A 14,853-nucleotide genomic window follows, 5' to 3' on the forward strand; every position below is an offset into this window, starting at 1 on the left:
CACCGACGTCCCGTCCCCCATACCGACGTTCCGTCCGACCTCCGCCGCCGTTCGACCATCGGAGACCATCCCTCGTGAACCCCTACCAGTCACTACCGGCGCGCTCGTTCTGGCGCTCCGCCGTGGCCGAGCCGGACCCGCTCGCCATCGACGACCTGTGGACGCCCGCGTTCGCGATCGGGCAGGACGACCCGGTCCTCACCGCCGGGTCCTGCTTCGCCGCACACATCGGCCGCGCCCTGCTGGAGCGGGGCATGAACTGGTACGACGCGGAGCCGGCCCCGCCGGGGCTGACCGAGGAGGAGCGCAGGGCGCGCCACTACGGGTGGTTCTCGTTCCGCACCGGAACCATCTACACCGCCGCCGTGCTACGGCAGTGGCTCTCCTGGGCCTTCGGCCGCACGACCCCGCCGACCGAGGCGTGGCTGGAGGACGGCAGGTACCACGACCCGTATCGCCCGTCCGTCGAACCCGGCGGCTACGCCTCGGCCGAGGAGATGCTGACAGCCCGCGGGGCGACCCTCGCCGCCATCCGCGACGCCGTCACCGAGGCCGGCTGCCTGATCTTCACCCTGGGTCTGACCGAGGCGTGGCGGGACGACGCCGACGGCACCGTCTTCCCGTCCTGCCCCGGGACCGTGCGCGGCACCTTCGACCCGGACCGCCACGTCTTCCACCAGTTCACCTTCGAAGAGGTCTACCGCGACCTGGCGGACGCCATCGCACTGGCCCGCGAGGCCAATCCGCGGCTGCGGGTCCTGCTGACCGTCTCACCGAACCCGCTGACCGCGACCGCGACCGGCGGCCATGTGCTCACCGCCAACACCTACTCCAAGTCGCTGCTGCGGACGGTGGCCGGGCAGCTGGCCCAGGACCTCGACGACGTCGACTACTTCCCCTCGTACGAACTCATCACCGGTCTCCCGTTCCGGAGCAGGTTCTACGCGCCGAACCTGCGTGAAGTGGCGCCCGAGGGCGTCGACTTCGTCATGCGCCACTTCATGACCGCGCTGTCGGGGCCCCCTGCCGCTGCGCCACCGGTGCGAACCGGCAAGCCGGCGGCGGAGCTGAAGGGAGGCGACAGCTGTGACGACGCCGTCCTCGACTACTACCGCCCCCGCTAGGTTCCTGCTGCTGGGCGACTCGCACGCAGGTCCGATCGGACGAGCCGCGAAGGCGGCCCGGATCCCGTTCCAGGGCGGTCCGATCGGTGCCGGGCGCGAGTTCACCGACGACTTCTTCGAGCCGCGCGAGCACGACGTGGTGTTCCGCAAGGCCGAGGCCGACGAGTACTACCGGGGCTTCCTGACCAACATGGGCGTCGACGGCCTCGGGCGTCTCGCGGTCCCGCTGGTGTCCACCTTCGGTCTCAGCGCGCACTACGTCGCCACCAGCGAGAACTGGCGCATCTACCGCCACCGCGACGGCGGTTTCGCCCCGGGCTTCCTGTCCGGGCCGCTGTTCGAGGCCATCGTCCGCGCCACCGTCCGCGACGCGCTGGCCTTCTACCGCCACGCACTCGGTCTGGGCCTGCGGGCGCTGGCCGTGCTGCCGCCGCAGCGGGTACCGGAACAGTCCGACCCGGCGGTGTTCATGGCCGCGCAGGAGACGGTCCGAAGCGCGCTCGACGCGCTCGGCGTGGAGATCGTCGACCTCCGCGCCCGCACCACCGGACCGGACGGCTTCCAGCGCCCCGAGTTGTGCGAGGCCGACGACTCCATCCACGGCAACCTGGCCTTCGGTCGGCTGATCCTTGCGGATCTGCTGGCCCGCGGGCTGTGACGACACCCGATCCGCAGGCTTCGCCACCGACCCCTACACCACAGGAGCACGTCATGGAGCAGTACGAACTGGACGCCGTCAAGGCCGTCACCACCCGACCCGCCAAGGAGTACCGGACCATCACCGTCGACTCGGTCACCCCGGTGATCGGTGCCGAGATCTCCGGCGTCGACCTCTCGCAGGAGCTGTCGGACGAGCAACTGGCCGAACTGAAGCAGGCGTTCCTCCACCACCACGTCCTCGTCTTCCGTGACCAGGACTTGACGGACGAGGACCACAAGCGCTTCGCCGGGCACTTCGGCGAACTGCGCCCGGTCAACCCGCCCCCGGTCGACGCGGATCCGTACATCCTGGAGATCAGCACCAGCGCCGAGGCGGCGAACGTCGCCGGCAACGGCTGGCACGCCGACGGCACCGCCGACGCCGAACCCTCGCTCGGGTCGATGCTCTACCTCACCCGCGTGCCGGAGCCGGGCAGCGGCGGCGACACCCTGTTCGCCAACATGCACCTGGCGTACGAGATGCTGTCCCCGAGGATGCGCGAGCTGCTCGACGGCCTGACCGCGGTACACGACGGCCTTGTCGCCTTCCAGGGCTACACCCCGCCCAAGGGGTACGTGATACCCAAGAGCGAGCACCCGCTGGTGGTGCGTCACCCCGAGACCGACCGCAAGATCCTTTACGTCAACAAGGCCTACACCGCCCGCATCCCCCAGCTGTCGGCCGACGAGAGCCGGGCCCTGCTCGACCTGCTCTTCGCCCTGCCGGCCCAGCGGCCCATGCTGACCTGCCGCATCCGTTGGAGCCCCAACACCCTGGTGTTCTGGGACAACCGCTGCGTTCAGCACCACGCCACGTACGACTACTACCCGCACACCCGCTACGGGCGCCGGGTCGCCATCAACGGCGGGCCGCTCAAGGGCTGAGCCGGCTCGGACCCGGACCCGGAACCCGAAACCCGAACCCGGGCTCGGACCCGAGCCCGGGTGCCGGGTCGATCCGGCTCAGGCCGCGTCTGCGCGGGCCAGGCCGGCGGCGAGGCCGTCGGCCAGGCGCGCCCAGGTGGCGTGCTCGCCGCGCTCGTCCTGCCGGTCGGCATGTACCCGCACCACTGCGCGGATCCGGGCAGACGGATAGGTCGCGGCATAGGCGGCCGAGTCCGCCGCCGCGTACGCCGCCGCCACGGCGGCCGCGTTGGCCAGGGCGTTCGCGTCGGCATGGGAACGCACGTTGGCTGCGGTGTTGAGCTCCGCGTAGGTCTCGCCGTACCGGGCAGCCGCGGCCTCGCTGTAGCCGTTCGCCAGCGCATAGGAGCCCGCGGCAGCAGCGGCCGTGGCGTAGGCCTCGGCGTAGGGGTACGCGTCGCGGAAGAGCTCCCGCAGCTCCGGTTCGAGCGCAGTGCGCCACGTGCTCTCGTCGATCGGACCGTCGTCCATGGCCCGTGCGTGCAAAGCCAGTACGGCTTGGTGCTGCGCGGCCGACCCGCCACGCCGTGCACTCGCCTCGGTCAGTATCGGGCCGACGGCGGAGCAGTACCAGTCATGGACCACACTGAACGGCACCCTGCCGTTCAACCGCTCCAACTCCCGGTGCACACGGCGCGCCCAAGCCGTCGCCGTGCCGGCGTCCATTCCGTCGAACAGCACCTCCGACACCTGCGCCAGCCAGGGCGGCATGGCCGGCCCCTCCCCTGATACCCCCGCTCCGCCGGGGGCCCGTGCAGCGGCGCCGAGTGACGAGTAGAAGGCCGAGAAGGTCTCGGATGAGGTCATCTGATCTCCTGAGCTGTCTGTATGCTTCGGGCCGTGCCGTGTCGAGTCGTACGGCTGCGGGTCACCTCGGCCCTGGGTGGCGGGCAGTTCGGACCCCCGGCCTACCAATGCTGACGATTTACCGGCAGGGATGGTTCACCAGGCCCCTGGCCTGGGCGAAAACTCCGAATCGGTAGCCCGCGCCACCCTTGCACCCGTTGCGGAAGACGGACCTGTCCGGCAGCGGAGGCGGGTCGGGGAACAGGGCCGCGCGGGCGGGGCGTTGCTGGCTGAGGACACCCAGGTGCGGCGGCTGGTAGGCGCGCTGCGGGGTGGCCGGTCCGAACAGGGAAAGGAATGGCACATGCACGTCACCCTCGCCGAGGAGCTGATGCTGCTCTCACTGGACGACGAGTCCGGTGTGGCGAAGGACGGTTCGAGCGCCGGATGGGCGGTGGCGGGAGGCCTCCTCGCCGACCTCGCACTGGCCGGCCGGGTCGCGCTCGACGAAGGCCGGCTCAGCGTCACCGACCACACCCCGACCGGCGACCCGCTGCTCGACGAGCGGCTGGAGCGGCTCACCGAGTGGGTCGCGCGCAAGGCTCCCGGCAAGGCGAAGGCGGCGGACTGGCTGACCAAGGACCACCCCACGGCGGTCCGTGCCACCGTGGAGCGGCTGTGCGAGCGCGGCCTGGTCGTCGAGGAGCGCCACCGGGTCCTCGGCCTCTTCCCGGTCCGACGCTATCCGGAGGCGGACGGCTCGGTCGAGCGTGAGCTCCGCGAGCGGCTCGCGGCCGTGATCCGCCATCACGGGACGCCCGACACCCGCACCGCGACCCTGATAGCGCTCCTGCACGCCGCCCGGCTGCACGGTCTGGCCTTCCCCGACCTCCCCCGCGCGCGGGTCGAGCTGCGCTTCTCGGAGATCGCCGCGGGCGACTGGGCGGGCGAGCCCGTCACCCAGGCGATCCGGAACATGCGCGTCGCCGTCGCGGCCATCACGGCCGTGACCGTCGCCACGGCCGCCACGGCGGCCGCCGGCTGACGGGCGACAGCCCCGGGCCCGCCTCACGGCGGGCGGGCCCGGGCGGCTCAGCGGGGCGGGGTGCGGCGGCGGGACTACAGGTGCAGCTCGACCACCACGGGCCGGTGGTCCGAGATCGGCATGCGGGGCGCCCGCACCGAATCCGGCTGGTGCGGCGCGAGTCCGGCCGCGAGGACGTGGTCGAGCTGCACCAGTGGGCAGTGTGACGGAAAGGTTCGGACCCGGGCCAGCCGGCGCCAACCGGGCCGGGGCGGCGGGGCGGCGGGCCGGGCCGTCGAGGACCTCGCCGAGGAGAGGAGCTCGGCCGCGCCAAGCGCGGCGGCGGGAATCGCGCCGACGATGTTGAAGTCGCCCAGCAGGAGGTGCGGCCGGGGCAGGTCGGCGATCCAGCCGTGCACGGCAAGGAGCTGGCGGACGTTCCACCCCGGGACGAACGACAGGTGCAGCGCCACCGCCGTGAACGGGCCGCGCCGACCCTGCAGGACGGCGGCCAGCGCCGCGCGCGGATGGTCGCGGATCACCGTGAGGCCCCTCCGCCCGGCCACTCGCAGCGGCAGGGCGACGGGAGGCGCGCTGAACCGCCGGGCTCGCCAGCTCAGGACCGGCAGTCGGGACAGCAGCGCGATGCCGTGCGAGGGAGCCTCTCCGTGGTGCCCCGGCGCCCGTGGACCGTACACCCGCAGCCCTGGTTCGGACCGGTCGAGGACCCAGGTCCGGCCCGGTACGGACCGGGCGTGGAACGCCGAGGCGTAGCGCCAGTCCGCGGCACCGGTCGCCTCGGCGATCGCCCGCGCCTGGTCCGCCCGGCCCGACCGCTCCTGGAAGCGGTCGAGCTCCTGCAGCGCCACCACGTCGGCGTCCAGGGACGCGACGGCCTCGATGAGCGGGTGCACGGTGGTGGTGTCGGAGGCCGTCGTCGGCGGGCGGCCGTCGTCCAGGAGCTGCCGCCCGTGCAGGACGTTGAAGGTCGCAAGGCGCACCAGCGCGGAGCCGATCATGGTTGGACGGTACAACAGCGGTCCGGGCCGCGAACGTTGGAGGGCCGCAGCCGCCTCGCTCGGTCCGGCAGGCGATCGAGCTGCTGCTGAGGTCCGTCACCAAGACCGGGACGTCAGCCAACTCGGTCACCGGGGGCCGAAGGTGTTGAGGAACACCACCGGCCCGTCGGCGAAGCGTCCGGCCGCGTCGAGGTCGAGCAGCGCGGCCATCGCCTTGGCGGTGTAGGTGAGTTCCAGCTCCAAGCCGGCCTCGGACGCCGCCCGGTCGAGGACGGCCCGGGCACGCGCGGTCGGGTGCGCGTAGCCGGGGCCGAGCCAGCCGCGCTCGGCGACGACGTCGTCCGCACGGAGCCGTATGCGGGGCAGTCGAGCGCCCCGAGCCCGCAGGAGCGCCTGGGACTTGGCCGCCAGACGGGTGTGCGCGGCGCTGTCGAGGCGGAGGGTGTCGTTGACCACGGCCCCCAGGACGCGGGTTCGCAGGCCGGCCAGCCGCAGGCCCAGGGCCAGCCCGGCCGCGGTGCCTCCGGAGCCCACCGCCGTCACGACCCAGCCGGGCTCCGGCAGCAGTCCCCGCACCACCTGCTCGGCCAGTTCGAGCGCGCACTCGACGTACCCGAGCGCGCCGAGCGGCGAGGACCCGCCGGGCGGCAGGTAGCGGGGCAGGGCCAGGCCGCGGGTGTGCCGGGCGAACAGCCAGGGCGCGGCCAGCAGCAGCCGGGCCTTGGTGTGGGCGAAGTGGAGGGTGGCTCCGGAGTCGTGCAGCCGTCGCAGCTGGGCGCGGACGTGGTCGTCCACCGGGTGGTCGACCAGCGCGAGTGCGACGTCGAGACCCTGCTCCCGGGCGTAGAGCGCGGTCGCCAGGCCCCAGTTGGTGCCGAGGCCGCCGACGGTCAGGACGGTCCGCGGGCGCCCGCGTCGGAGCTCGGGCAGTAGCCACTCCAGCTTGCGGACCTTGTTCCCGCCCCAACCCCCGTGCCCGTAGCCGCTCTCGTCCTTGAGCCACAGCTCGGACCGGCAGCCCAGGCCCGTCAGCGGGCGCACGGGCGTCGGGGCGTCGCCCAGCGGGAGGTGGGGCAGTGACGCGGCGACCTCAGGCCAACGCCGGTGGATGAACGGACGGCGTGTCATGGGCCGACCGTACGGCCGAACGCGGGTGAGCGCGAGGCCGTCGGCCCGGGCGGGCCGACGGTACGGACCGGGCCGGCTGTTGTGCGCTCAGCCGGTGATGCTGGTCCCGCCGGTCTCGACGTGGCCCGCGAAGCGGCGGGACCAGGCGGGGTCGAGGTCGACGGTGACGGTGAAGTCGTACCAGCCGTGGGTGTAGGCGACGGCGTTGAAGTAGTCGGAGACGCTGCCGCCGGCGGGCACCCTGTAGATCCAGGGGCCGTCGGAGCGGTACTGGTTGGTGGTGATGGTGAAGGTCGCGGTGCGGCCGGAGGCGGCCTGGTTGGTCAGGGTGAACCAGATCGCCTGCTTGCCGGTGTCGGGAGCCGCGGCGTAGGAGCTGGTGGCCTCGGCGTACCGGCCGGCGCCGGTGGCGTTGCCGACGACCCGGCGCAGGAAGCGGTTGGGGCCGAAGAGGCTGAGATCGTACGCGCCGTCGCCGAAGCCCGAGCCGACGTTGAAGTAGTCCTGGGCGGTGCCGTCGGTACCGCTCGCCGGATCGTGGGCGGGGACCGTGTACTGCCAGGGGCCGCCGCCGCGGTGGGCGTTGGCGTAGGCGGAGAAGTGGGCGGGCCTGGTGGCGTGCCGGCCCTCGTTGGACATCCGCAGCCAGAGCAGGATCTTGCCGTTCGGGCCGTACTCGATCCGGTCCACCGAGCCGTTGGGCTGGTACGGCACGGCGCGGGCGGACTTGGTGCCGGGCTCCTGGGCGGGCATGGTGTTGTTGGTCGGGATGGGGTTGGGCAGGAAGGTGCAGCCGGACCGGCCGATCACCGCGCTGGTGTCGGGCAGTGGCGGCAGCCCGTACACCGGGTTGGCGAAGTCGAGGGTGCCGGTGAGGTCGCCGCAGACCTGCCGCCGCCAGTCGGAGATGTTGGTGCAGTGGGCGGGTGTGCCGAGTGCGGTGGTCCACGTCTCCAGGAAGCGCAGCACGGAGGTGTGATCGAAGACCTCGGAGCTGACCCAGCCGCCGCGGCTCCACGGTGACACCACGATCATCGGGACGCGGAAGCCGAGGCCGATGTTGGTCCCGTTGTAGAACTCCCCCGGGGTGCCGGCGGGCGCGGTGGGCGGCGGGACGTGGTCGAAGAAGCCGTCGTTCTCGTCGTAGTTGAGGAACAGGACGGTGGAGTCGAGCACGTCGGGGTCGGCGGCGAGGGCCTGGAGGACCAGGTTGACGAAGTGTGCGCCGTCGTTCGGCGGGGCGTCCGGGTGCTCGGAGGAGTTCTGGTCGGGGACGATCCAGGAGACCTGGGGCAGGGTGCCGTTGACGGCGTCGGCCCGGATGGCGGCGGCGATGTCGTCGGGGGTGCGGCCGGTCGCCTTGGGGACGGAGGCCATGCCCCGGTCGTGCAGCGGGCTGCCGGCCGGGGCGTTGGCGAACTGGGTGAAGTAGGCGAGGGCGTTGTCGCCGAAGTTGTCGTCCGCGTTCTGGTAGACCTTCCAGCTCACGCCGGCGTTCTGCAGTGCCTCGGCGTAGGTCTGCCAGCGCAGGCCCTTTTCCTCTCCGCCGTCGTACGCGGCGCCGCCCGCGCCGGCGGACGGGTCGATCGTGCCGCTCCACAGGTAGGTGCGGTTGGGGCCGGTGGCGCTGAGGATCGAGCAGTGGTAGGCGTCGCAGACGGTGTAGGCGTCGGCCAGGGCGTAGTGGAAGGGTATGTCGGACCGGTTCATGAAGCCCATGGCGCGGTCGGACAGCTTGGCGGAGATCCAGCTGTCCATCCGGCCGTTGTTCCACGCCTTGTGCTGGCTGGACCAGCCGTGGTCGAGCGACTGGTCGCACTGCGCGAACTTCTCGGAGCTGGTGAAGACCGTCGAGGGCGTGGTGCTCAGCTGCCACGGGTACTGGTGGCCCCACAGCAGCCCGGGCTGGGCGAACACCGGGGTGCCGTTGCCGCCGATGGTGACGGCGCTGCGGTCGCCGAAGCCGCGCACGCCCTTCAACGAGCCGAAGTAGTGGTCGAAGCTGCGGTTCTCCTGCATCAGGACGACGACATGGCGCACGTCGCGGATGGTGCCGGTGCCGGTGGCGGAGGTCGCGGCCGCGGCCGCGGCCTTCGGGGCCGCGTCGGGGAGAGCGTCGATGCCCAGCGCGGCGCCGAGGGCGGCGGCCGAGCCGAGGAAGGTGCGACGGGTCAGCGGGGACAAGGGGGGAGCCTCCGGATCGGGGGTGGACAGGGGGAGCACAACCAAGTGGACAGAGTGTCAGCAGCGGGGGCGGCATGAACAGGTCTGATGCCGGGGATTCGCTCAGCCCGCCTGGTTGTTCGAGAGGGGGAGCACCCATTGGCTGGAAATGCGGCAGATTTGCCCAGTGATCGCGCGGCCGCCCGTGGGCGATCCGAGGCGAAGAGGAGCCGGCGCCCTACCCGCCCGGCAGGGCAACCGCCGCCCGTTCACCGACCTGATCACCGACCTCGAACAAGCCCTCGACCTCAAACGCCACCACACCGGCAGCCTTCCCCGCCACGCCCCGTATCTCCACCAGCGCACCGCCGGACGTATCGGAAGCCTCACACGCCTGATCCGCGAAGCCGCCCTGACCGCGATCCTCGACGGCACCGAACGCATCACCAAAACCACCCTCGACAAAGTACGACTGGACCACCTCGCGGAAACCCATCCCCGACAACGCTGACCAGCCGCCCCTCTTCGCGGTCGTGGCCACACACCGGCTGAGAACAGCCCGCCCCAACCCCACCGCGAACCACCCACACCACCCAGCCCGGGACCAGAACAGAGGTTCCTTACACCCCATCAACCACCTTCAGGCGGAACCAGCACCCCATATGACCAGCCAAAACATGACACCCAGGCATAACGTCCCGACCACTGACACCAACCTCCCCCCACCATCCTCACGACACCCCCACCAACCCCAGACCAACACCACCAACCCCCACAGCAACCCACCCCAGCCTCGGTCTCAACCAACCCACAACACCCCAGCCCACCCCACCCCACCACCACAACAACACCGCCCTCATGTCACCCTCGGCAGGAACGCGCTGGTGGGCTTCCTGCTGCTCTACGAGCGGCTCGGCCGGGTTCGCAAGACCGCCGGCGGCGAGACGCCCGGCCCGCTGCCGGTCGCGCGCCGGACCGCGATCCGACGGCCGGAGGGCCTGTGACCGCCCTCTCGACGACCGCCCCGTCGGTCGTCGCCCGGCTCGCTGCGCAGGCGGCACGGATGGAAGCCGCCACGAACGCCGCTGTCGGCGAGATCACCAAAGCCCTGCCGGTGCTCGGCACCGCCGACGCGGAAGCGGCCCTGGAAGCGGCGGTGCCGATCACCGTACGCGGGGCGGCACGGTTCCTGGAACAACTGGCCGATCACCTGGCAGCCCACCCCGACGCACTGACCTCGGGCAGTTCCCTCTGCCCGCCAGTCCTGCTGCGGCTGGCCCAGGTGCTGCACGAAGCCGGCCATCCGGTCGTTCGCCCCGGATGCGCGCACTGCGGAAAGATCCGCTCTGACCTGCGACAACTCCGCCCCGAAGGGCGGCTCTGCGGATCCTGCGACGCCCGAAGCCGCAACCGCGAAACCTGCGTACGCTGCCACCGAGACGGCCAGCGAGTCGTCGCCCGGCGCCCCGAGGGCCCGATCTGCAACCGCTGCTACCGCACGGACCCCGCCACGTTCGAGGAGTGCGCCGACTGCGGTGAACTCCGACACCCGGTGGTGCGACGCGAGGACGGGCGCGGACTGTGCCAAAAGTGCTGGAAACGGCCCATGCACACCTGCGTGAACTGCGGCAAGACCGCAGCCGCCGCCCTCGTCGACGAGGACGGCGCGCTCTGCCACCTCTGCTACAACCGTCACCGCCGACCACGGCGTCCGTGCGGGCGGTGTGGACAGCTCAAGCGCATCGCCCGCAACGCGCGAGACGGGCAGCCGGACCTCTGCGACGGCTGCTACCAGGGCCCCGAGGCGACCTGCTCGATCTGCAGCCGTGTCCGCCCCTGCGTCAGCCGCGACCGGGAGGGCCGGCCGGTCTGCGGCACCTGCTACCGGCACACCCGAACCGGGGAAACATGCGCCCGTTGCGGCCAGACCAAGCCGGTCAACGCCCGATGGCCAATCGGACCGGTCTGTCTGGTCTGCTACACCGCCGTGCTCCGGTCACCGGCCGCGTGCCCCCGCTGCGGCACGGTCCAGCCGCTGATCGCGCTGGACGACGACGGCACCGGGGTCTGCGGCCCCTGTGTCGGCTTCGCCGCCGACTACACCTGCCGCCAGTGCGGCCGGGCCGGCAACCCCCACAGCCGCGGCAGATGCGCTCACTGCGTCCTCGCCGAGCGGGTCAACGCCCTGCTGGCCGGGCCCGAAGGCACCGTCGCTCCGCAGCTGGGACCGCTCGCAGCCGCGCTGGCGGAAGCCCCTTCACCGTTTCCCGCCATCCAGTGGGTCAAGGAGAGCCCGAACACCAGGCTCCTCGCTCAACTCGCGGCCGAAGGGCGCGAACTCACTCACGAGTTGCTGGACGAGCTGCCGCCCAGCCGAAACCAGCGCTACATTCGCCAACTCCTCGTCCACACAGGCATCTTGGATGCGCGCAACGAGGACCTCGAACTGGAGCACGAACTCGCGGGCAGGCCAGCCGCGCACGCCAACCTCGTCCGCCAATTCCTGCACTGGTTCCTGCTCCGACGCGCCCGCCAACGGGCCGCCACCCGCCACCATCCCGCCTCCGCCGACCGCGACCTGCGACGCCGCATCAGCGTCGCTCTGGACTTCCTGGCCTGGACAGACCAGCGCGGGCTGGCCCTGGCCAACCTCGCCCAGGAGCACGTCGACGACTGGATCACCGGCGCCACCAGTCAGCGGCGCTACCTGGTCCGCTACTTCCTGAAATGGACCACGGGCCGCCAACTCACCTGCGAGCTCACCGTCCCCTCCATCCCACGGCAAGAACCCCAGGACCTGCTCGACGAGGACGAGCGGTGGCCACTCCTCCAACGCTGCCTGACCGACGACGCCCTGCCCTCGGACGTCCGGGCAGCCGGCGCGATCACCCTGCTGTTCGGCCCGTCCACCGAACGCCTCTGTCACCTGACGCCCGAGCACCTCAAAGTCGGTGACAAGCACACCCACCTGGTCCTGGGCCGTCACCCCGTGCTGCTGCCCCCGTGCCTCGCCGAGCTCCTGCGACGCCTCGCCGAACAGCCCCAGCTACGGCCGCAGCTCTCACGATCCCACCCAGGCCCTCGATGGCTCTTCCCCGCATGGTCCCCGGCAAGCCGATCTCGACACACGGCATGACCCAGAAGCTCAACCGGCACGGCATCCCGGTTCGCACAGCACGCAACGCGGCACTGGCGGCCCTCGCCGCGGATCTCCCCAGCCCGATCCTCGCCGACGTGACCGGGATGCACCGCCACACCGCACTCCGCTGGGTCGCCTGCGCCCGACGCGACTGGGCCGAATACCTCGCAGCCCGGGCCGAGGGCGACGCCCACAAGCGGGCTGAGGAGGCGACCTGGCAGTGAACGGCTTCTCTGGCCCCGGCATTCCTACCGACTCGCCCACACCGGGGCCCGGCAACAGGTCGCCGCAGGTGCCTGACTACACCCGACCCACATGAACATGTACCGGCTGCTACTCGACGCTACCGGTGTGAGAGTTGACTCTCACGAATTGTGAGAGGAGACTCTCACGCCATGGGCTCCAATAATCACCTGGGCGATATCGAGATTACTGACCCCCAAGCCATGCGCGCCTTGGCACATCCGGTGCGTCTGGCGATCCTTGATCATCTCCACCGGCACGGGCCTGCGACCGCGACGCAACTCGCGCCCGACGTGGGAGCGACGCCGTCGGTGACCAGTTGGCATCTGCGTCACCTGGCGAGCTTTGGGCTGGTCCGCGACAGTGAGCCAGGCCCGGACCGACGACAGCGACGGTGGGAGGCCGTGGCACGCGGCTTCCGATTCGAGGCACCGCAGGACCCGGCCGATGAAGAAGGCCAGTCAGCCGCACGGGTGCTGTCGCAGCAGATGTTCCTGCGCTACGCAGACCTCCCGAGCCAGTGGGCTGCCGAGGTCGAGCCTGAACTCGATCCGGTGTGGCGCAGGCTCGCCGGGCTGGCCAACACCCGCGTCGTCGTTTCGGCTGAGGAACTCGCCGCCATCGAGGACGGGATCGAGCGCATTCTCGCGCCGTACGTGACTCGCGACCCGGCCGAGCGGCCCACGGACGGCCGCGGCGTCCGGCTGATGCGCTACGTCCTGCCGGAAGGTGCCGAGGAGCAGACCGGGCAGACGTCGTGAAGAGCCCGGATCAGGGCGCCGCAATATCGTTGTGGCGGGATCGACGGTTCCGCCGCTTCTGGGCCGGTCAATCGGCCTCACAGTTCGGCGACAGGATCACCGAACTGGCCCTGCCCCTGATCGCCATCAGTACCCTGGGCGCCTCGGCCAACCAGGTGGCGTGGCTGACCGCACTGATTTGGACCCCGAATCTGCTCGCGATCTTCCTGGGGGCATGGGTCGACCACCGGGCCCACAAGCGCCGTCTAATGGTCCTTGCCGACCTGGTGCGCGCCGCTGTACTACTCAGTGTTCCGGTGGCCTACCTGTTAGGGGCGGTGACGCTGGGACAGTTGTACGCGGTGGCGCTGCTGATGGGCGCAGCCGGGGTGCTGTTCAACACCGCCTATCCGCCGTTCTTCGTGCGCCTCGTCCCGCGGGCGTCCTACGTCGACGCGAACAGCAAGCTCAGCACCAGCCGGTCAGCATCGTATGTCGCTGGCCCGGCCATCGGCGGCGCTCTGGTCCAGGCGCTGACCGCACCCGTCACCATCGTTGTGGATGCCCTGACCTTCCTGGTGTCAGCAGTCCTGGTCGGTCGGGTTTCGGCCGACGAACCGCCTGCCGTATCCGGCAATGCAGCGGCGCCCTCGCTGTTGCAACGTGCCCGAGAGGGAATGTCGTTCGTCGTCCGTCACCCAGTACTGCGGGCGGCTCTCGGATGTGCGGCGACCGTCAACTTCTTCACCTTTGTCGCGGGCAGTGGGCTGATCGTGCTGTTCGCCAACCGGGGCCTCGGATTGTCGGCGGGAGCAATCGGCCTCGCGTTCGGGATCGGCGCGACCGGTTCCCTCCTTGGCGCGGTGTCCGCCCCGAAGATCTCGCGACGGTTCGGCGTGGGGCGCAGCATCGTCGTCGGCGCGGTGCTGTTCCCGGCGCCGATCGCTATTGCCGCCGCCGCAGGCGGCCCGCTCTGGCTCCGTGCCGGCGCCTTGACCGCGGCCGAATTCCTGTCCGGCTTTGGTGTCATGCTGTTTGACGTCAACCTCAACTCTCTCCAGGCTGCTGTCATCCCCGACAGCATGCGCAGTCGCGTAGCGGGCGCGTACGGCACGATCAACTACGGCACACGTCCCGTCGGCGCCATCGTCGGAGGGCTGCTCGCCACCCTCATCGGCCTGAGGGCGACCCTCCTCATCGCCGCTGTCGGCGGAGCCCTGTCACTGCTCTGGCTACTGCCCTCACCGATACCCCGCATCCGCTCCCTGGCACCGAACAGCGCTGCGAATGCCGGCGCCGCGGACGACGACCAGCGACCAGTACCTTGTTGACCGGCCGGGCGTGGTCCAGTCCGGATTCGAGCGGATACCTCCCAGATTCGACGGACCGGCACATCCATGCAAGGACGCCGTCGCCCAGCGGCGATGGGCAGGGCCAGACGGTCGTTCAGATTACGCCCCGAAGCTCGCTGTCTGGAGCCATAGAACTCACTCCCCTGGGGCCAATAGGCCTACGGAGCCGGGGAATAGTGCACGGTCGGAATATCCCCCTCCCGCCAGTAGTGCGGGCCCTGACCCGCCAGTGCGCCATCACCACGACAACCGCCACCGGACGGATCCGCCACAAGATCAAAGCTTGTTGTTTTACCTCCGGTGATGATCTTCTGTCGCGTTCGGACTCTCGCCTGCCTGTTCGCTACTGGTTGGTGACCAGGGCGAGTCCGATGTTGTGGTCGGGTGCTCGGTGGCGGTTGGTTTGCCCGGGTGGGCGCCCGGGTCCGGGTCGGGAGGGTCTCGCAACAGCGGCTGGGCAGGGCAGGGTCGTGCGGATGTTGCGGAACCCGCGCCGGACCCGGGCGGGGGTG

General features: G+C 71.0%; 12 protein-coding genes and 2 pseudogenes. 9 read left to right on the forward strand and 5 right to left on the reverse strand.

What is annotated here, in order from left to right:
* The first annotated feature begins 74 nt into the window (after positions 1-74).
* The 3 genes from ACZ52R_RS40645 to ACZ52R_RS40655 are packed head-to-tail and all read left to right on the forward strand — an operon-like array spanning position 75 to position 2,708.
* Positions 75-1,124 carry a GSCFA domain-containing protein gene (locus ACZ52R_RS40645; RefSeq protein WP_465624497.1) on the forward strand — a complete coding sequence of 350 codons (1,050 nt, stop codon included), beginning with the start codon at positions 75-77 and terminating at the stop codon, positions 1,122-1,124.
* Positions 1,087-1,782, forward strand: a complete 696-nt coding sequence (locus tag ACZ52R_RS40650) for a hypothetical protein (protein ID WP_465755297.1) — start codon at positions 1,087-1,089, stop codon at positions 1,780-1,782. The genes ACZ52R_RS40645 and ACZ52R_RS40650 overlap by 38 nt, the downstream gene beginning before the upstream one ends.
* A gap of 53 nt (positions 1,783-1,835) precedes the next feature.
* The gene (locus ACZ52R_RS40655) at positions 1,836-2,708 is read left to right on the forward strand and encodes a TauD/TfdA dioxygenase family protein (RefSeq protein ID WP_465624500.1); all 873 of its coding nucleotides are present in this window, start codon (positions 1,836-1,838) and stop codon (positions 2,706-2,708) included.
* Positions 2,709-2,786: 78 nt separating this feature from the next.
* Here the strand turns inward: ACZ52R_RS40655 and ACZ52R_RS40660 are convergent, their stop codons facing one another.
* The gene (locus tag ACZ52R_RS40660) at positions 2,787-3,458 is read right to left on the reverse strand and encodes a SpcZ (RefSeq protein ID WP_465755298.1); all 672 of its coding nucleotides are present in this window, start codon (positions 3,456-3,458) and stop codon (positions 2,787-2,789) included.
* A 439-nt stretch (positions 3,459-3,897) separates the two neighbouring features.
* Between ACZ52R_RS40660 and ACZ52R_RS40665 the strand changes: the two genes are divergently transcribed.
* Positions 3,898-4,578, forward strand: a complete 681-nt coding sequence (locus ACZ52R_RS40665; protein WP_465755299.1) for a GOLPH3/VPS74 family protein — start codon at positions 3,898-3,900, stop codon at positions 4,576-4,578.
* Positions 4,579-4,652: 74 nt separating this feature from the next.
* Here the strand turns inward: ACZ52R_RS40665 and ACZ52R_RS40670 are convergent, their stop codons facing one another.
* From ACZ52R_RS40670 to ACZ52R_RS40680, 3 genes are all read right to left on the reverse strand, one after another.
* On the reverse strand, positions 4,653-5,576 hold the full coding sequence (locus tag ACZ52R_RS40670) for an endonuclease/exonuclease/phosphatase family protein (protein WP_465755300.1): 924 nt from the start codon (positions 5,574-5,576) through the stop codon (positions 4,653-4,655).
* A 126-nt stretch (positions 5,577-5,702) separates the two neighbouring features.
* Positions 5,703-6,704, reverse strand: coding sequence for a 1-aminocyclopropane-1-carboxylate deaminase/D-cysteine desulfhydrase (locus ACZ52R_RS40675; RefSeq protein ID WP_465755301.1), 1,002 nt, complete (start codon positions 6,702-6,704; stop codon positions 5,703-5,705).
* An 87-nt stretch (positions 6,705-6,791) separates the two neighbouring features.
* A complete protein-coding gene (locus tag ACZ52R_RS40680) occupies positions 6,792-8,888 on the reverse strand; it encodes a phosphocholine-specific phospholipase C (protein ID WP_465755302.1) in 2,097 nt (698 codons plus the stop codon).
* A 211-nt stretch (positions 8,889-9,099) separates the two neighbouring features.
* On the opposite strand from ACZ52R_RS40680, the pseudogene ACZ52R_RS40685 reads away from it, so the two are divergent.
* The 5 genes and pseudogenes from ACZ52R_RS40685 to ACZ52R_RS40705 all read left to right on the forward strand — a co-directional run.
* Positions 9,100-9,378: pseudogene (locus tag ACZ52R_RS40685) on the forward strand (hypothetical protein); the annotation flags it as partial.
* Between the two features lie 552 nt (positions 9,379-9,930).
* Positions 9,931-12,003, forward strand: a complete 2,073-nt coding sequence (locus ACZ52R_RS40690; RefSeq protein ID WP_465755303.1) for an XRE family transcriptional regulator — start codon at positions 9,931-9,933, stop codon at positions 12,001-12,003.
* Positions 12,000-12,230, forward strand: a complete 231-nt coding sequence (locus ACZ52R_RS40695) for a hypothetical protein (RefSeq protein WP_465755304.1) — start codon at positions 12,000-12,002, stop codon at positions 12,228-12,230. The genes ACZ52R_RS40690 and ACZ52R_RS40695 overlap by 4 nt, the downstream gene beginning before the upstream one ends.
* Before the next feature lie 171 nt (positions 12,231-12,401).
* Complete coding sequence (locus ACZ52R_RS40700) at positions 12,402-13,010, forward strand: ArsR/SmtB family transcription factor (RefSeq protein ID WP_465626779.1); 609 nt, start codon at positions 12,402-12,404, stop codon at positions 13,008-13,010.
* Entirely contained in the window at positions 13,007-14,320 is a 1,314-nt protein-coding gene (locus ACZ52R_RS40705) for an MFS transporter (protein ID WP_465755305.1), read from the forward strand. Before ACZ52R_RS40700 ends, ACZ52R_RS40705 begins: the two co-directional genes overlap by 4 nt.
* Positions 14,321-14,684: 364 nt before the next feature.
* On the opposite strand, the pseudogene ACZ52R_RS40710 reads toward ACZ52R_RS40705, so the two are convergent.
* Positions 14,685-14,853, reverse strand: a pseudogene (locus ACZ52R_RS40710) (NF041680 family putative transposase); the annotation flags it as partial.

It is taken from the genome of Kitasatospora sp. NPDC034023, from assembly GCF_055575795.1.